Origin of the sequence: Brevibacillus laterosporus (assembly GCA_007833815.1) — a bacterium.
Taxonomy (GTDB): Bacteria; Bacillota; Bacilli; order Brevibacillales; family Brevibacillaceae; genus Brevibacillus_B; species Brevibacillus_B laterosporus_D.
This window is the reverse complement of sequence record CP033464.1, coordinates 2,092,468-2,109,175: the sequence shown is the minus strand read 5'-3', so window position 1 is coordinate 2,109,175 and position 16,708 is coordinate 2,092,468. Positions and strand designations below refer to the sequence as shown.

17 protein-coding genes and 1 pseudogene are annotated in these 16,708 nt (G+C 39.4%); 4 read left to right on the top strand and 14 right to left on the bottom strand.

What is annotated here, in order from left to right; translation table 11 throughout:
• Positions 1–27 precede the first annotated feature (27 nt).
• The 3 genes and pseudogenes from EEL30_11380 to EEL30_11370 all read right to left on the bottom strand — a co-directional run bounded on the left by EEL30_11380 (position 28) and on the right by EEL30_11370 (position 3,408).
• Positions 28–219: pseudogene (locus tag EEL30_11380) on the bottom strand (hypothetical protein).
• A 102-nt stretch (positions 220–321) separates the two neighbouring features.
• Positions 322–1,767: a cardiolipin synthase gene (cls, locus tag EEL30_11375; GenBank protein QDX92852.1), complete on the bottom strand. Its 1,446-nt coding sequence runs from the start codon at positions 1,765–1,767 to the stop codon at positions 322–324.
• Between the two features lie 771 nt (positions 1,768–2,538).
• Entirely contained in the window at positions 2,539–3,408 is an 870-nt protein-coding gene (locus EEL30_11370) for a LysR family transcriptional regulator (protein ID QDX92851.1), read from the bottom strand.
• Positions 3,409–3,553: 145 nt separating this feature from the next.
• Between EEL30_11370 and EEL30_11365 the strand changes: the two genes are divergently transcribed.
• Entirely contained in the window at positions 3,554–4,510 is a 957-nt protein-coding gene (locus EEL30_11365) for a DMT family transporter (protein ID QDX92850.1), read from the top strand.
• 98 nt (positions 4,511–4,608) lie between these two features.
• Here EEL30_11365 and EEL30_11360 read toward each other — a convergent pair whose 3' ends face one another.
• Positions 4,609–5,538 carry an alpha/beta hydrolase gene (locus EEL30_11360; protein QDX92849.1) on the bottom strand — a complete coding sequence of 310 codons (930 nt, stop codon included), beginning with the start codon at positions 5,536–5,538 and terminating at the stop codon, positions 4,609–4,611.
• A 151-nt stretch (positions 5,539–5,689) separates the two neighbouring features.
• On the opposite strand from EEL30_11360, the gene EEL30_11355 reads away from it, so the two are divergent.
• Positions 5,690–6,073, top strand: a complete 384-nt coding sequence (locus tag EEL30_11355; GenBank protein ID QDX92848.1) for a hypothetical protein — start codon at positions 5,690–5,692, stop codon at positions 6,071–6,073.
• Positions 6,074–6,128: 55 nt separating this feature from the next.
• Here EEL30_11355 and EEL30_11350 read toward each other — a convergent pair whose 3' ends face one another.
• From EEL30_11350 to EEL30_11335, 4 genes are all read right to left on the bottom strand, one after another.
• Complete coding sequence (locus EEL30_11350) at positions 6,129–6,890, bottom strand: hypothetical protein (GenBank protein ID QDX92847.1); 762 nt, start codon at positions 6,888–6,890, stop codon at positions 6,129–6,131.
• 130 nt (positions 6,891–7,020) lie between these two features.
• Positions 7,021–7,224 carry an aspartyl-phosphate phosphatase Spo0E family protein gene (locus tag EEL30_11345; protein ID QDX92846.1) on the bottom strand — a complete coding sequence of 68 codons (204 nt, stop codon included), beginning with the start codon at positions 7,222–7,224 and terminating at the stop codon, positions 7,021–7,023.
• A gap of 170 nt (positions 7,225–7,394) precedes the next feature.
• Entirely contained in the window at positions 7,395–7,592 is a 198-nt protein-coding gene (locus EEL30_11340) for a hypothetical protein (protein ID QDX92845.1), read from the bottom strand.
• Complete coding sequence (locus EEL30_11335) at positions 7,589–8,908, bottom strand: XRE family transcriptional regulator (protein ID QDX92844.1); 1,320 nt, start codon at positions 8,906–8,908, stop codon at positions 7,589–7,591. Before EEL30_11335 ends, EEL30_11340 begins: the two co-directional genes overlap by 4 nt.
• 212 nt (positions 8,909–9,120) lie before the next feature.
• Between EEL30_11335 and EEL30_11330 the strand changes: the two genes are divergently transcribed.
• The gene (locus tag EEL30_11330) at positions 9,121–9,375 is read left to right on the top strand and encodes a hypothetical protein (protein ID QDX92843.1); all 255 of its coding nucleotides are present in this window, start codon (positions 9,121–9,123) and stop codon (positions 9,373–9,375) included.
• Positions 9,376–9,566: 191 nt separating this feature from the next.
• Here EEL30_11330 and EEL30_11325 read toward each other — a convergent pair whose 3' ends face one another.
• Both EEL30_11325 and EEL30_11320 read right to left on the bottom strand, forming a co-directional pair.
• A complete protein-coding gene (locus EEL30_11325; protein QDX92842.1) occupies positions 9,567–9,995 on the bottom strand; it encodes a methyl-accepting chemotaxis protein in 429 nt (142 codons plus the stop codon).
• Positions 9,996–10,039: 44 nt separating this feature from the next.
• Positions 10,040–10,519, bottom strand: coding sequence for a MarR family transcriptional regulator (locus tag EEL30_11320; GenBank protein ID QDX92841.1), 480 nt, complete (start codon positions 10,517–10,519; stop codon positions 10,040–10,042).
• Between the two features lie 162 nt (positions 10,520–10,681).
• Here EEL30_11320 and EEL30_11315 point away from each other — a divergent pair, with 162 nt between their 5' ends.
• Positions 10,682–12,136 (top strand): NADP-dependent glyceraldehyde-3-phosphate dehydrogenase, encoded by a 1,455-nt coding sequence (locus EEL30_11315; GenBank protein QDX92840.1) that lies wholly within the window; start codon positions 10,682–10,684, stop codon positions 12,134–12,136.
• Between the two features lie 95 nt (positions 12,137–12,231).
• On the opposite strand, the gene EEL30_11310 is transcribed toward EEL30_11315, so the two are convergent.
• The 4 genes from EEL30_11310 to EEL30_11295 all read right to left on the bottom strand — a co-directional run bounded on the left by EEL30_11310 (position 12,232) and on the right by EEL30_11295 (position 16,493).
• A complete protein-coding gene (locus tag EEL30_11310; GenBank protein QDX92839.1) occupies positions 12,232–13,056 on the bottom strand; it encodes an aldo/keto reductase in 825 nt (274 codons plus the stop codon).
• 295 nt (positions 13,057–13,351) lie between these two features.
• Positions 13,352–13,948, bottom strand: coding sequence for a hypothetical protein (locus EEL30_11305; protein QDX92838.1), 597 nt, complete (start codon positions 13,946–13,948; stop codon positions 13,352–13,354).
• A gap of 469 nt (positions 13,949–14,417) precedes the next feature.
• Positions 14,418–14,657 carry a hypothetical protein gene (locus EEL30_11300; protein QDX92837.1) on the bottom strand — a complete coding sequence of 80 codons (240 nt, stop codon included), beginning with the start codon at positions 14,655–14,657 and terminating at the stop codon, positions 14,418–14,420.
• 552 nt (positions 14,658–15,209) lie between these two features.
• Positions 15,210–16,493 (bottom strand): XRE family transcriptional regulator, encoded by a 1,284-nt coding sequence (locus EEL30_11295; GenBank protein ID QDX92836.1) that lies wholly within the window; start codon positions 16,491–16,493, stop codon positions 15,210–15,212.
• Between the last annotated feature and the right edge of the window lie 215 nt (positions 16,494–16,708).

The window sequence follows — 16,708 nt, the reverse complement described above, 5'->3', positions numbered from 1 at the left end:
TTTGCGTTTTATCCTATATCTTATCAGTTAAGAATCGCTCTCAGGTTGATCAGACTGAATTGCTTTGTATTCCTCTATAAGCGGATTGGAATCATGATCACGAGATATCTTCAACTGCTCACCCTCTTTTATCACATCCATCTGTCCATTCGTTTTTATCACTTTATTCGGTTTGCCATCTGCGTATGTTAATTCCAGTTCCATGATATAATGGTAAGTTGTCTTTCTGTTTTAACAAATTTTTACATAAATTATCCTTATCAATTTTGATCAATAAAAAAGCGTGTCCCTTCTAATCAGGTAACACGCTCTGGAATAAGCCTATAAAATTGGAGATAATAACCGCGCAATTGACTCTTGAAAACGGAGTAAACGCGGTCGATTTTTATACTCTTCTAACGTAAGCTCTGTGCAATGAGGAATATCCTGTAAAAAGATTTCCTCTAGCTTCATGGCTGTTTGACTGTCATAGATAATCGCATTTACTTCAAAATTTAGTTTGAGACTGCGAATATCTAGATTAGCTGTACCAACTGTTGCAAGGCTTCCATCCACCATCATCGTTTTCGCATGCAAAAAACCTTTCTCGTATAGATAACAACGTGCTCCTACCCCTAATAACTCACCTATGTATGAAGAAGACGCCCATTGAACCAGACGATTGTCTGAGCGTTTAGGAATCATGATCTTTACGTCAATCCCCGAAAGTACCGCTATCTTTAAATCATTTAACAAGCTTTCATCTGGAACAAAATAGGGTGTTTGTAAGTATAGACTCTTTTTAGCTGAATGAATCATTTTTAAATAATTGTATTGGATACGCTGATATCTGGAAGTAGGACCACTTGTAACCACTTGCAAGGCAACATTTCCAGATCCCCTCCATTTAGGAAAATGCTCTTCTTTGTAGGGAATGTTTTGACCTGATGCCAAATTCCAGTCAAGTAAAAAGGTGATTTGCAAGGATGATACTGCCAGCCCCTCTATCCGAAGATGCGTGTCACGCCAATCACCTAGCACCTGATCCAAGCCAAGATACTCATTACCCACATTAAAACCACCAACAAAACCAATTTTGCCATCAACAATGACGATTTTACGGTGATTACGATAATTCAAGCGGAAATTAAGGTATGGTATCGGAGACGAAAAGAAGACTGCCACTTCTCCCCCTGCCTGCTTTAATTCGTCAAAAAATTTCTTCTTGATTCCAAGGGAGCCAATATCATCATATAATACACGGACTTGAACCCCTTGTTTTGCTTTTTTCACTAGTAGATCAACTAAACTAGAACCTAGTGTATCCTGACGAAAGATGTAGTACTGCAAATGGATGTGATTCGTAGCTTGTTCCAAGCTTGCAAATAACGCTTCAAACTTTTCTTTCCCACTCGTGTAAATCTCTACTTCATTATCTTGGGAAAGTAATGACTTATTGGTGGTCGCATTCATATAGACGAAATCCCGATATGTCTCCACCGACGGATCTTGATATACGAGTCTATCCTGCTGGATCTTCTGTTTTTGTCGTCTGACCATTTCATTGAGTGTGTTATTTTCTCTCTGGTCTATACGATACAGTTTGCGACCACTTAAATTGCGGCCTAGTATAACGTATATCAAAAAGCCCAAACCAGGGATAAAAAATAGTACCAAAATCCAAGCCCAGGTGGCCGTAGCATTGCGTCGCTCTAAAAAGATAATTGCCATAGCAAGGAAAATATTAATGACGGATAAAACGACATAGATTTGGCTGATGGGCCCCATGTGTAGTTAACACCCCCGATGACTCATTGTGCCCCTTTATATACCAACAAATGAGGGTTTATGTATTGTTTATTTTACCATGGATATAGACATCATGTATGAAGAAAGAAGCGCCCATATAATGAGCGCCCCTCTCTTCCTTTTTAGCAGATACTTTTGAAGCGACGGATACTTCTGCAGCGACGTCTTCTTCTTCTTCTGCATTCTCTGTCGTGGTCTCTCTCGTGGTCTCTGTGGCGTCTTCTTCTTCTCAAATCACGAAGAGCTCGATTTAAGAAACGTTTAGCTCTACGGATGTTTCTTCTTGCTCGACGGACATCTCTGTTACTGACTCTATTTCTGTGTCTGCGTCTTCTGCGTCTGCAACATGACATGATTGATCACCTCTATCTGTAGTTTTGGGGAACGGTGGAGATTGTTAATTTCCTAATCACTTCCAAAACTAAATCAATATCCCCAATACCATAGAATGCAAGAGGAATCAGCTTCGATACAGACAAATATACTGGTTCAAAAGCCTAATTTTATTTTTACCCACTTATTTTCCAGTGGTTCTTCTCAAAATGAAAATAGGCATGGCCAAACGCATAAAATTCATATAATAGGCGATTGAACCTTAAAATAACCTTAATAACATAAAACTATTCTTAATTATCACGTTTTTTATTGTTTTTCTATGATTTCCTTATATAATTTGCCATAGGTCGCAATACTGTCAAAATAAATTTTGCATTTCTTCTCACAAATAACGTTAGCCATACGTTATTTTTTTTATGCATGTATGCGTTGTTCGTGGAACTGATCAATTTGATTCAAGAAACAGCGCATTGTATTAGTTAAAAAGGAGTCCTTTCTGCGGATGAAAACTGTCGTTACCTGATTGTATCCCTCTGGCAATGTAAAATGACGGATGTTTCCTTCTGAATGTAGTCGCAACACCGTTGATTTTGGCACAAGCGAAATGCCGAGTCCAGACTCCACCACAGCCAGGATCGTTTCCAATGTTCCAAACTCCATTATTTTAGTGGGAGTGATCCCCTGTGTTGATAGCCACTGAGTCAACCTTGCTCGATATCCACATCCTGACCGGAATACAAGGAGTGGTTTCCTTTTACATTCCTCTAAAGAGTGGATACCTCTTGCTGCTACAAGCACAAGCTCCTCCTCCATGACATGCTCCTGTACAATATCAGGATGCTGAATGGGTCCGCTTACAAAGGCCCCATCTAACTGATAGTGCAGCACATCACTTACCAAATGCTGTGTCACTCCAGATACTAATGATAAATCGACCCGTGGGAACTGTTTATGATACGACGCCAAAATCATCGGTAGTGCTGAAACCGTCTCAACAGAGCCAATCAACAATGGTCCAGATGGGTCCTCGCTGGTTTGAAACGATTGTTGCATTTCTTCCATTAACGCCAACATCTTTTGGGTATAGCCTAAAAGCTTACGCCCGTCTTCATTTAAAGTTACCCCTCGCCGGTGTCGATAAAACAGAGATGTTCCTAGTTCCTTTTCTACTTGTTGAATTCGAGCTGTGACGTTTGATTGCACATAATTTAAGCGTTTAGCTGCCTGACTTACACTGCCTTCCTCGGCTACTGTTTGGAAAATACGTAGATCGCTGATTTCCATTCCCTCTATCCTCTTTTCCTATCTCAACATTTGCTATCAATTATAATGATGGCTAATATCAATTTCAATCATTTTACATGATACCGGTTTCGACATATGATGTTCAACGTAGAATTTTTTACAGAGAGAAAGGTAGAGAGAGAAAATGAAAACAGACAACATCATGAAGGGAGCCTTCCTTTGCTTAGTAGCAAGTGTGGCTTGGGGAGCCATGTTTCCAGTAGCAGAAAGTGCATTTGAATTTATTGATCCGTTTTACTTCTCTGTTATTCGTTATTCTGTTGTTTCCCTCATTTTAATCGGTTTACTAGTCTGGAAAGAGGGCTTCAAAGCGTTACGTTTAGAAGGTCGTGGATGGTCCTTGTGGTTTTTTGGGACAATGGCATTCACCTGCTATAATCTATTAGTATTTTGGGGACAAAATCAATTAGGAACCTCAGGTGTCATCCTGGCCTCAGTCATGGAAGCATTGATGCCAATGTTATCTGTACTGGTTCTATGGATTTATAAATCAAATAAACCAAAACCGTTTACGATTGGTTGTATCGCAGTGGCTTTAGTTGGGGTATTTATGGTTATTACTAAAGGAGATGTCAAATCTTTTCTAATAGGTGGAAGTAGTATCTTCGCGGTTCTCCTAATCTTCATAGGGGTGTTAGGCTGGGTGATCTATACGATTGGTGGCAATCATTTTAGTGAATGGTCCGTTTTACGCTATTCCACACTGAGCTGCGTCCTAGGTACACTCACATCTGGACTAATTGTTTTGACTTTAACCACGCTAAACATTTTACATGTCCCTACCATGACCTCAATCTTATCTGCTGGCAACGAACTTGCTTTTATGATTATTTTTCCGGGTGTGATTGCGCTGATCAGTTGGAACGCTGGAATTAAGCTATTATCACCAATTAATGGAACACTGTTTATCAACTTTGTACCTGTTACGACTTTTATCATTTCTGTCATGCAGGGGTATGACATGACTATATATGATGTAGGTGGCACAACGCTAATCATCATGGCCCTAGTTTGTAACAACCTGTATCAACGAAAGCAAGCAAAAGGATTAATACCTACACGCGCTTCTGTGGTGAAATAAGCTAGCTGGTGTTCCGATAAGAAATTTTAGCTCTTTCAAGTCTAAAGAAATCCTCTCGAATGTTTTGCTGAGCATACAAGCGACAATCGAGGGGATTTTTACTCCACCTGCTCATTGAGCCACGCTAAACAATCCTGCATGACTTCCTCGCGATTAATGTCGTTTAGCAACTCATGTCTACCTTGTGGATACAATTTATAGGATACTTGTTGTAGCTGTAGCTCCTCATATCTTTTGACTAGCCTCTTAACTCCTTTGCCACAAACTCCAACCGGGTCCTCATCTCCTGCAATAACGAAGATAGGCAAGTTTTTCGGAATCCGCTGCAAGCATGGCTCCTGTTGAATCTCATGAAGCATTTTAAAAAAGTCACGGTAAAAACTGCTGGTGGATACCACACCACAGAAAGGATCGGCAATGTATTTATCTACTTCAGTTGCATCTCTGCTCAACCAATCAAATGGTGTACGTGGTGACTGAATATGACGATTAAAACTGCCAAAAGCTAACGAATCTATCCACGTACTGCGATGTTGCTCCCCACGAATGGCTGTAATTAATGCAGTTATACCTATCCCGGCTTGCAATTCTACTCCGCGGCTCCCATTACTCCCTGATAAAATAATACCTTCGATCAATTCAGGATATTCATACATATATTTTTGTCCCAAAAATGATCCCATACTGTGGGAAAACAAATACAGCGGATACTCCGGGTTTTCGTCTCGAATGATCTGACTAAGCTGAGCCATATTTTTGACCATCCATACAAACCCATTCTGCCCCACATAGCCTAATTTCTCTACACTACCTGCTGTTTTCCCATGTCCTCGATGATCGTTTGCATAAACAATATAACCTGCATTTGTTAAAAATCGAGCAAATCGTTCATAGCGTTCCGCTGTTTCCGTCATACCATGAGCGATTTGCACGATTCCCTTCACGTCCTCCTGATTGTCTGGAGACCATTGATAAACAAAGAGGGTAAAGCCTTGTTCATCTGTAAAAGTAAACGTTCCTGTCTTCATGTCTGATCCTCCATTCCATGTAATCTTTACCACTAGTGTATCAGTTTTTTCCAGCAAGCGAAAATGAATGACCGTATAACAATGAGCTGTTATGGTCGGTCTGAATTTTGACCATACTGGAAATCAAAACGGCTAAAAGGAGCTTTCCACCATGGCACATTTTCAATTTGTCTGGGATGATCCGCTTGTGAAGACCCATTCGCAAATCTGGCAGGGAAATCGCTATCATATTACCATTGATCCTTATGAAGATCACTCCTACTTATCTCTGTGGGAAAACGGACAAATCGTTCGTTGGATTGATCCATCAGGCCCTGCCTTTCACTATCAAACGTTACATTTTTTACCCTTCTCAGCACAAGTATTGGCATGGGGAGAACAAACGGTAACTAAGAGCGTCAAACCTTGTCTGCATTGTCGGAAGTACCATCTACTAGATTCACTTGCAGCCAGAAAAATGCATCCTTATCCACCACTATGTCGTAGCTGCCGCAGTGCCTCTCTTATGACAAAATCCTACTCTACTTATCATTGATGACTATACCCTTAAAGCAAAATGAAGAGAGGATGAGAAATCCTCTCTTTTGGCCTTACTTCTTTTTTTCATACTTGTGTTCGTTCTTATCTTCCCATTTCTTATTCATTATCTTATCAATCTTACTGCTAACCTTATTCTTAATTTCATCAGCTTTTTCTTGGGAAAGATGACCGTCCGTTACGGCCTTCTCAATCCGTTCCATATACGCTTTTTGCAAAAGTGCAGCCACTTCCTGTTTAGACACTCCTTGGTTTTGGGCAATCTCATTTAGAGATTTCCCGCTTGTCCAAGTTATTTTTAATTGTTCCCTGTCCATTTTTAACAAGGTTAGCAGTTCCTGATTCTCCCAAGGAACCAGCTTTCCTCTCATTCCATGGTTTCTCTCGTGATAGCGCATGGTACCTTCCACAATGCGGGTCGCTCTTGTAGTAGCATGTTCCTTTACTTTCTCCGCTCGTTCTTTCGTCATGCTACCATTCTTTACAGCTTCATCGAGCATCGCCATGTGCTGCCTTTTTAACAGTTCGATCACCTTGGTTTTCTCTACACCGCGACTATTGGCGATATCTGCCAGGCTTTTTCCTTTGTCTAATTCTGAGATTAATTGCTCTTTAGATAGATGTAATAGGGATTGCAACGCAGGATTATCTGTGAAGTGGTTTCTGTGCATAATCTTATTATGATGGGGGGAAGGAGTATCAACGGCATAAGTCGTACTAGATATCTGCATTTTTTGAGTTGCATAAGCCGAACTCGCACTAAACAATATGGTGGTAGCAGTAAGAATCAAACCCCATGTAGCTTTATATGGCATAAACAAAAACATCCTCTCTAAGAATCAGTAATGGTAGTTAAACAATCCCACCATCTGGGTTCTTAGTTAGGAATGTGGAATTATCATTAAAAATATACAACATTTCTCATTTGATTTTTTCATGGATGGATCAACCGTGTTCTCTCTCATCCATTTGTCTGCGTTTCTTATATTGTTGAAAGCGTTGACTCTGTAGTTGAACAACATATTCATCTAGCTCTTTACTTAGAGCTACAACCATTGGATGTGAAAAACTACCTTTCTCTTGGACAAGAGCAACCAACTGCTGTTGCAATGTGATGACCATATCTTTGATGGGAGGGGCATGCTTCAATATTCCACTCACCTTATCTCACAAACCTTTCTCTGGCAATTTCAAATTTTATATTAATGATAAGGTAACGTGATAAGTTACAGGTGTTTTCCATTTTTTTATCACTTTTTCGTAGGAAAGAAGAAAAAAGCTGCCACCCCGTTTCAAGGGCAACAGCTATACCTATTTTTTCACTTCTTTGTTGGTCTGGCTCCGTTATCACAAATACCTCCCTCTTCTGTATCGTTGTTTTCCTGCCCTGCACTGTTGTTATCCTGCTCTGTACCATTGCAGTAAACATCAATCGGTTTGGCACCATTGTCAGCCAGCGCTGCTGTAGGAGTAGCAATCACCATTATCATTCCAATAACGATCCACACTTTTTTCATGCGAATTCACCCTCCTTCCACCCTTTTAACAATTTCCAATAGAGATGTTGTTGTTCTTGAGTTGCATGAATTCTATGCGTTTCAAACATGTATAGCAATTCTCCTAATTCATGTTGCTTGTGGAGATAGAGTGCTTTATTTATAGCTTGTAACACTTGATCAATACCCTCTTTATACAACGCTAATTCAAAATACATCTGAGAGGCAACCTGAAAAAGATTAAATCGGTATTTGCTGATTAATATATTTTCTTCTGGAACCAAGCGCTTAGCAAACATTTCAAAAATATAGCGTGCTAACAAGGCTCTATCAGCATCTAGCAACTTCCTTATCACAATCGACAGACCTGATTCCCGCTGATCCTGCTGAGATAACCAACTCACATAAATAAGGAGATTTTGCAAATCACCCGAAGTAATCTCAATCATCATGCGGTTTCCGTATCCCACATTTTGAAAGGGTTTATATTTAGAGTACATATCTGTTAGACGCATAGCCTCCTGATAGTCCTCTGTTTCCTTTAAAGCAAAACTCTTAATCATCAGACAGTGATTATAAATGTCGATGTTCTGCCCCTTCGCTAGCTTCTCTAGGATATCGGCGTAATGCAAGACCTTGTCCCAATCGCTTGCAATATAAAAATACATCATTACCCGATCATACGCCTTTATTTTTTCTTGTAAAGGCAATCGATTAATGACGGATAACAGCATAACTAATTTTTCATAAGATTCTTTTACATCGAATCGCATGATATAAAAGATTCGAAAATAGCATATGGCTAGTTGCTCAGAATGATAGTCAGCTTCATTATTTACATAGTAGTTATAGAGAAAAAGAGCTTGCTGATATTCTGGTTCTTTGTAGGTGGGGACTCCAGGGTATTTTAGCGCGGCTAGCTTAAAAATAGATTCAGCAATCGTATAAATAACATCCAGTTTTTTACCGTCCTGCTCCAACAACATTTCTAATAGTTGAAAGGCTATGTCGTATTTACCAACCTCAAGGCAACGACGTAAGAACTTTTCATATTTGTCCTTAATAAAAACCAAATGGACACTTTTGAGCCGCTGTTCAATGCATTCCCCAAAAAACAGATGATAAAAGGCCCCTTCCTCCAATTCAAACACGACAGTCAATTTGTCTAAGCTCTCCAGCGTAAACGAATGATTGCCATTAATTGCTTTGGTAAAGCCGCTTCTTTCAATGGAAATCAGCTGGGCCGTTTCCGCTTGCGTCAAGCTTTTTTGTTTCATATGCTTGCGGATCGTATCGCGCAATTCCTCACGCGTCCATTCCAGTTCGGAACGAAACACAGTTCATCCCCCCAGCTCTCTTTTCCTCCAACATAAATCTACTAACTTAGCCTTTATTTTACATTATTTTACATGATTTTTCTACCTTTTTTGATACTAGGTGTTTTCCCTATTTCTTTCCTGTAAATACGAAAATGAAGGCTATCGCGTCGCAGATTCTACGGAAATTTGGTACAATAGAAAGAAATGCGTTAGCTAAAGGAGATCTCAGAATGGCTCACTTCGCTGCAATTTTACATATGAAAAATCCAGAGAAAAATCAAGAGTTTCGTCCTCATCATTTAGACTATCTGGAAAAGCTAAAGGCAGAAGGCAAAATCTTCGCTAAGGGACCCTTTGCCGATGGTTCAGGCGGAATGGTGATTTATGTAGCTGACTCGCTAGAAGAGGCCACGCAGATAGCAGAATCTGATCCTTATGTAGTGGAAGGCGTTCGTCGTCTGGAATTGCATCAGTGGAATATCTAGAGGAAAAACCGCTCAACATTGTACTGCACCCCAATTGTTAGACACATTCAACAATTGGAGGTGCAGTACACATTAGCTTGAGCGGTTTTTTTTGTGTATGTAAATGATGCGCAGGGGGGAATATTACTGAACACGTGATTGGAGATTTTTTAGTTCATGCGTTACTTTTTGAATCGTATGCACAAAGGTATCTAGTTGAGAAGAGCTTTCTTCCTGTTGCTTTGCATAATGAGTAGTACTTCTTCTAATACACTACATATATGGTTCAAAACCTTGTTGATTTCGTCTACAGATATTTTTGAATGTTCCGCTAATTTACGAACCACGTTTGCCACCACTTCAAAACCTCGACCGCTCGCTTCGGCCCTCGCCGCCTCAATTGCAGCGTTTAACCCTAGCAAATGGGTTTGATCTGAGATATTCTTCATCAAAGTACCCATTGCATAAATGCTGTAAATCTCTTGTTGTAACCCCTGAAGCAAGTCATGTGATTTATATTGTGATTGCGCTGTTTGACTTGCTGCTTTCGCTACATTCTCACTGCTTGCAGTAAGCTCCGGAACATTTTTACAACAAATAAAAAAAAACGCAAGAAAGCAGCAACAGTTACTAACTAACACAGTCGCTCCCTCTTTGCGCTTTTTAGCAGGTTTTTATATACAGGTTATTCTTTGTCAGCTTCAATACAGCAGTACGTTTTGTTTTGATTTAATTCATGGATACGCTCTAGCATCGCTTGCATTTGGACTAGTAACGATCCAAACTCTTCCATAGAGATCGCAGTACTTTCCACTAAAGCACTTTTAATTCCATCGGCTCTGCCTTGAAGTTCCTTTCCTTTATCCGTGATGGTAACATTAACCGTTCGCTCATCTGTGGTAGAGCGTTCTCTTTTGACTAACTCCATGGCTTCCAATCTTTTAAGCATCGGCGTCAATGTACCCGAATCCAAATAAAGTAGCTTCCCCAGCTGCTTCACAGTACAGGAGTGTTTATCCCATAAAATTAGGAGCACCAGGTATTGTGGATAGGTAAGTCCCATCTCTTCTAAATGCGGGCGATACAAACGACAAATTTCACGGGAACAGGCATAAATCGAAAAACATAGCTGTTGATCAAGCGCTAGCATTTTCTTGTTATTCATGGTTTGTCTCCCCTCTTTTTGCACTTCCAATTCAATTGCACGCAATTTAATTTTTGACAAATTAATCTTATGTCAAATATAATGAACATGTCAATTTGTACATTAACACATTTTGAGTACCTACGTACTAAAATATTCAATACATCATGGAGGGTACAGACTATGACTACAGCTACAACATCTAAAAATATGCAACTGCCTTACTATATCGACGGCGAGTGGAGAAAGAGTTCCTCCAATGAAACCGTCAAAATTTATTCCCCATATAAAGACGGAGTCGTTGGCGAAGTACAAGCCATCACTCAAGCAGAAGTAGATGAAGCCATTCACTTAGCAAAAGAAGCACAAAAAGGCTGGGCAGAGTTGAGCATTCGCGAGCGTGCTTCCTATCTCTATAAATGGATTGACGAGCTATTGGCTATGAAGGACGAAATTGCCGACATTATGATGCAAGAAGTGGGTAAAACTTTCGCTGACGCTCAAAAAGAAGTGGAACGCTCTGCCGACCTCATTCGCTACAACATTGAGGAAGCCATCCATATGTATAACGAGAGCATGAATGGTGAGAACTTCCCTGGCGGCTCAAAACAGAAAATCGCAATTGTTGAACGTGTACCTCTTGGTGTCATTTTAGCTATTTCGCCATTCAACTATCCAGTCAACTTGTCTTCCGCTAAAATTGCACCAGCTTTGATGATGGGTAACACCGTGATCTTCAAACCAGCAACACAAGGTGCGTTGAGCGGTATCAAGATGATTGAGGCCTTGCACAAAGCAGGCATTCCGAAAAACATTGTAAATGTAGTAACCGGACGCGGTTCTGTCATTGGCGATTATTTGGTCGAGAATAAAGGTATTGACATGATTACCTTTACAGGTGGAACAGAGACTGGTTACCACATTGCTGGCAAAGCAAAAATGGTACCACTCGTAATGGAGCTTGGTGGTAAAGACCCAGCTATCGTACTCCCAGACGCTGATCTGAAATTGGCAACTGGTCAAATTATTTCAGGTGCCTTCTCCTATTCCGGTCAACGCTGCACAGCGATCAAGCGCGTGTTAGTTCAAACTGAAGTCGCTGACCAACTTACTGATATGCTAGCGGCGGAAGTGGCAAAGCTGTCCATTGGTTCACCTGTAGACAAGGCAACTGTCGTACCAGTGATCGACACCAAATCAGCTGATTACATTCAAGGGCTGATTGATGACGCCATTGCAAAAGGTGCCAAAGTCCTGACTGGCAACAAGCGCGAGGGCAATTTAATTCATCCAACCTTGTTAGCTGACGTAACGCTTGATATGCGTGTGGCGTGGGAAGAGCCATTTGGTCCTGTCTTGCCAATCATCCGTATTAAAGACGCAGAAGAAGCGATTGAGATTGCTAACAAATCCGAATTTGGACTTCAAGCGAGCGTCTTTACGAATGACATTAACAAAGCATTCTATCTGGCGAAAAAATTAGAAACAGGCTCTGTACAAATTAATGGACGCACAGAACGTGGTCCAGATCACTTCCCGTTCATCGGTGTAAAAGGTTCTGGTGTAGGCGTGCAAGGTGTTCCAAAAAGCTTGCAATCCATGACACGTGATAAAGTTACGGTCTTAAATTTGCAATAATAGAGAGAACATACAAAAAAACGCTTCTTCTGATGAAACAATTCTCATCGGAAGAGGCGTTTTTCCTTTATTCAAAAGTGGAATACACAGGAGGTTTAAAAGAATTCGTCTGGGTTTGGACCAAAACGTTTGTTTTGATTCAAATCATTGATTCTGCCCATGTCTTCATCTGACAGTTCAAAGCCAAACAGTGCTGTGTTCTCCTTAATACGATTCTCATTAATCGATTTTGGAATAATAACAACACCATTTTGCAAGTGCCAACGAAGCACGATTTGGGCAGGTGTTTTTTCATACTTTTGTGCCAATTTAACCAAAACAGGGTGATCTAAATTTCCTTGCATCAGCGGGCTCCAAGCTTCTACTTGGATGTTTTGCTGTTTGCAGTATGTAAGCAGGTCTTTCTGTGTTAACAGCGGATGCATTTCGATCTGGTTAACCATCGGCTTCACTTCTGCCGTTTTTATCAATTCTTCCAGATGATGCTTATGGAAATTGCAGACACCAATTGCACGCACTTTTCCATCTTTGTATAGCTTCTCCAATGCCTTCCACGTATCCACATATTTGTCTGTACCCGGCCAATGGATCAAATACAAGTCAAGGTAATCCAAACCAAGTTTTTTCAAGCTTTCATCAAAAGCAGCTAGTGTCGTGTCATAGCCCTGATCGCTATTCCACACCTTGGTTGTAATAAACAAGTCTTCACGGGGAACTCCAGCTTCAGCAATCGCTTGGCCAACCCCTTCTTCATTCTTATAGATCATTGCAGTATCAATACTTCTGTATCCGTGCTGAATTGCTGTTTTAACTGCGTGAACAACCTGAGCTCCATCATCTACTCTCCAAACACCAAGACCAATCCAAGGCATTTTCACTCCATTTTGGAGTACTGTACAATCTGCGAGATGTTTTACCACTGCTGTTCCCTCCTCAGCTTTTTTAAAAAGTGCTGTATGTAACAGTAACAGTTTCATTGTAGCATGTAGTGAAACTGTTTATCATCTGTTGCATGTGTTATCTCCTATATTTTTGATACATTACACAGTTCTTTGCACGATATAATCAGCAAGCTATCGGATATACCCTACAGTTAGCCTGCATCTCTATTTAATTTGTCTGAAATACTCTAGCAATCTAGATAAAAAAATGGAACCCATGCTTACCTAGCAATCGGGTTCCATTCGATGTGTTATTTTTCTTTAATCGGATCTGTTATTTAGACACTAGATCGGTCAATTGTTTTGTTTCAGTTAGAAGAATAGGCTTGTCCGTATAGGTTTTACCATCTTCACTATAGTACATTCTGTTACTATCATTACCAGAGAAGATAAAGACATCGCTCTTGGTAGTGATTTTAACGGTAGTATTTACTTTCTTATCGCCTTGCTTTTCTTTCGCCACAATCTCATGTTCTACCGGCTGATCATATACGTATTCAATCGCTAGACCTAATTTAGTTGCTTTCTCAATGCTCAACTCTGTTTCATTAGTAGGGACTATTTCTCCCACGATACCTAAACGTTTGTTGGTCAGTTCAACAATCTTTTTAAATTCCGCATCCGTGGATTTTAATGTCTTCTTGCTTCCGTATTTATATACGTTAATCTGATTAGGTGCTGGTAAGCCTTTACTATCCTTTACTGGTTCACCTTTGAAATCATTGTTAGCATTCGTTTCAGCTGTGGCTGCTGGTGCTGGTGCTCCTTCTGGGTTCACTTTAGGTTGGGCTTGTTCTCCTGTGTTATTGGAGCAAGCCGTCAACATAGCACAAGCTAGTAGGACAAATAGAGTCCCTTTCATTTTTTTCATCTTCCTCATCACCTTTCTTTGGACTGCAACTTCTACAAGAAAGCTGCTGAATGAAACATGCCTTTTATTTTACCATTATAATCATGCAATGTGTAACCATCCAAAAACTGCCTTCAACATTATATAATAAAAAGTCCTCTCCCTTTCTAACTTGTTTATCGCATTTGTTCTATTTACCACAGCAATAATCCATCTGAATCAAAAAAAGGCTTGTTCTACAAAGTGCCAATGAGGTAGAAGCGATTGATATTACCTAGGTGTCTGACCTATGGATCGCAAAAAGGCCGCTTGTAGGCGGCCCGCTACTCTCTCTATTTAATTGTTTCTGTTCCCGTTGCCGTTTCACAAACCGACCTGTGCCGCTTTTTCCTTCATACTTCCTCTTATTATTCTTGCCTGTATCCATGTTTTGTTATTACCTTTCCATGCTTGTCTATCTATGTTGTTTAGCGATGACAATTTGATCCAGTTAAAAGTATACCCAAGTATTACCTACGGCACTTTTCCCTTTTTTAGGGAAATTTTTATTCCCCTGTTGCTTTTGTGCTTTTCTGTCCCTTACACTAAGATAAGAGATTGTTTTTTGCTTAAAACGAAGAGATGCTCCTTGGCTTTGGACGGCGGAAGGGACGTCTCTTTTTTCTTGTTCTTTTGGTTTCTGGAAGATTTCTTTCCGATCTGTAGGTTCATCTGCCCAAACGAGTGCCATGATAAATTCCTCCATTCGTCTTGTAAGCTTCGTATTCCATAATTTTTCATTTACAGCTAGTCATTACTTCCCTGTGATAAATGAATATGCTTTTACCTTTTTATTCTAATGAGTGTTCCGCTAAGAATATGGCAAATGAAAATGTTGAAACGTATTACAAAATGTGCCATTTTTCGACATTAAGCTATCTAACAAGCGATTAGCACTCTTGTATGAGAGCTTTTTTGCGCATAAGCCAGAATGAAACACAAAAGAGCTTCTTCTCCATTTACTACCAAGTCTACCTTGTACAACTCTCTTTCTAGGTTTCGTTTACGGAAGATGTCTCGTTATGCAATGATTCTTGCAAATAAAAAAAGCGCTACAATGTAATAGCGCTTTCAAAGAAAAAATACCTTAATTAATGGCCTGGATCAACTACAGTTGGATAAATTTTCAGAGCAGTAATGTTAGTGCTTGCTGTTTTGTTTAAAGGAACCAAATTCATAGTTACAAGTAAAGATAAGGATAATAGCGTTGCAGCAGCAGCCTTTTTCACTCCACATTCCACCTTTAATTACATTTTTTTCTCACAGCACCATTATACACCTCATTTAATCTTTTTACATACTCAATATCTACTGACATTAAATTTTTTGAGAAATATTCAAAAATATTTTTCATACACTCTGTTATTTCTTGATAAGCATTAATCCTTCTATAAATACGTAAGCTTTGTAAATAGCTTTCCTTTCCCTGATCAGGGATACCTGTTTCCATCATAAAATTCCCTTTGTGTCGGTAAAACGTTCCAATAGATATATGCTGGTAAGGTGTTTGAGGATTAATAATCATACATTCGTCTTCTAAGGTTAGCAATTCTGCAATTGAGTCCATGTCCATTGTTTGAAAAAATACATCAAGTAATTCATTTGCCACATGTATTTTAAGGTCCTTACTAACCACCTTTAAGCACTCTCTTAACATTGGAATTGCCAAAACGAAATCCTTCTTTTTAGCTTTTACAATGGCACGAGTTATGTTGGTTGCGTCCAAAACAAAACGATATTCGTACTCTTCAAAAATATCTAAATGATGTTCTACTTCATCATATCTTTCTAAAAATAAAAGTGAGTTAATCATTGCTAAGTAAGCTCTAGCCTTTAATTCGGTTTTTGTAGTATCTTCTGTAAGACCCATTTTACATAGCTCAATGCACTCTGAATATTTTTTAATGTTATGAGCGTGTAAGGTCATTCTAAAATAGAAAATGATTTTCTCTTCATCAGATAGAAAATCAATATAGTGCAAAGATTCTTCTCCTACTTTAAACGATTCTTCCAAACGTTTCAAATCTTCTCTCTCGATGAGGTATTTTTGATATAACCCTTTAGCTATATACATTGGTACTCCATGAACTCTGGCGTACGAAATAATGATATTGTAAAATGTTAGCCTGATTTCTTTATTTGTGTTAGTGTTCGCAAGTTTATATAAATGTTCTAATAATGTATATGTATCCTCGTGAGGAGATTCGAGGAGTTTTTTCGCCACTTTAGTAATTAAGGAAAGATTAGAAATTTCGATTGATTCTGATAAAAGAACGTCCAAAATACCAATGCGTTGTTCCATCTCAATATAGCGTTCAATGATATCTTCGTAAGGGATGTCTAAAAAATCTGCCATTGGTTTTAAAGTCCTTAACTCTGGACGCTTGGTCTCGCCACTTTCTATTTTGGAAATAACCCCCTTACTAACCCCAGTCACTCTGGATACTTCTGATAAACTGATGCCTAATTCTGTTCTTTTAGCTCTTATCAGTTCCCCGATTGTTTGGGAAGTTAAACTTTCAATCATATGAATCCCCTTCCTATATTTATAAAACGTAGCATTTTTTATTAATTTTAACCCTGATGTATATTTCTGTAAATAACAATAAAATTTAATGGATTGATTTATAATGTTTTACTCTCTACTTATGACACGGCAAAAGGCTATCGACCCGCTCGACAGCCTTTCATTCATCAATGTTTCCTCTTGTTGCTTTTGAATAAGGGCAAACCTGATGTGCC

Bases quoted from the DNA above. Each gene is read 5' to 3' on its own strand.
- cls (QDX92852.1), bottom strand. From the start codon at position 1,767: ATGGGGCCCATCAGCCAAATCTATGTCGTTTTATCCGTCATTAATATT.
- EEL30_11370 (QDX92851.1), bottom strand. From the start codon at position 3,408: ATGGAAATCAGCGATCTACGTATTTTCCAAACAGTAGCCGAGGAAGGC.
- EEL30_11365 (QDX92850.1), top strand. From the start codon at position 3,554: ATGAAAACAGACAACATCATGAAGGGAGCCTTCCTTTGCTTAGTAGCA.
- EEL30_11360 (QDX92849.1), bottom strand. From the start codon at position 5,538: ATGAAGACAGGAACGTTTACTTTTACAGATGAACAAGGCTTTACCCTC.
- EEL30_11355 (QDX92848.1), top strand. From the start codon at position 5,690: ATGGCACATTTTCAATTTGTCTGGGATGATCCGCTTGTGAAGACCCAT.
- EEL30_11350 (QDX92847.1), bottom strand. From the start codon at position 6,890: ATGCCATATAAAGCTACATGGGGTTTGATTCTTACTGCTACCACCATA.
- EEL30_11340 (QDX92845.1), bottom strand. From the start codon at position 7,592: ATGAAAAAAGTGTGGATCGTTATTGGAATGATAATGGTGATTGCTACT.
- EEL30_11330 (QDX92843.1), top strand. From the start codon at position 9,121: ATGGCTCACTTCGCTGCAATTTTACATATGAAAAATCCAGAGAAAAAT.
- EEL30_11320 (QDX92841.1), bottom strand. From the start codon at position 10,519: ATGAATAACAAGAAAATGCTAGCGCTTGATCAACAGCTATGTTTTTCG.
- EEL30_11315 (QDX92840.1), top strand. From the start codon at position 10,682: ATGACTACAGCTACAACATCTAAAAATATGCAACTGCCTTACTATATC.
- EEL30_11305 (QDX92838.1), bottom strand. From the start codon at position 13,948: ATGAAAAAAATGAAAGGGACTCTATTTGTCCTACTAGCTTGTGCTATG.
- EEL30_11300 (QDX92837.1), bottom strand. From the start codon at position 14,657: ATGGCACTCGTTTGGGCAGATGAACCTACAGATCGGAAAGAAATCTTC.
- EEL30_11295 (QDX92836.1), bottom strand. From the start codon at position 16,493: ATGATTGAAAGTTTAACTTCCCAAACAATCGGGGAACTGATAAGAGCT.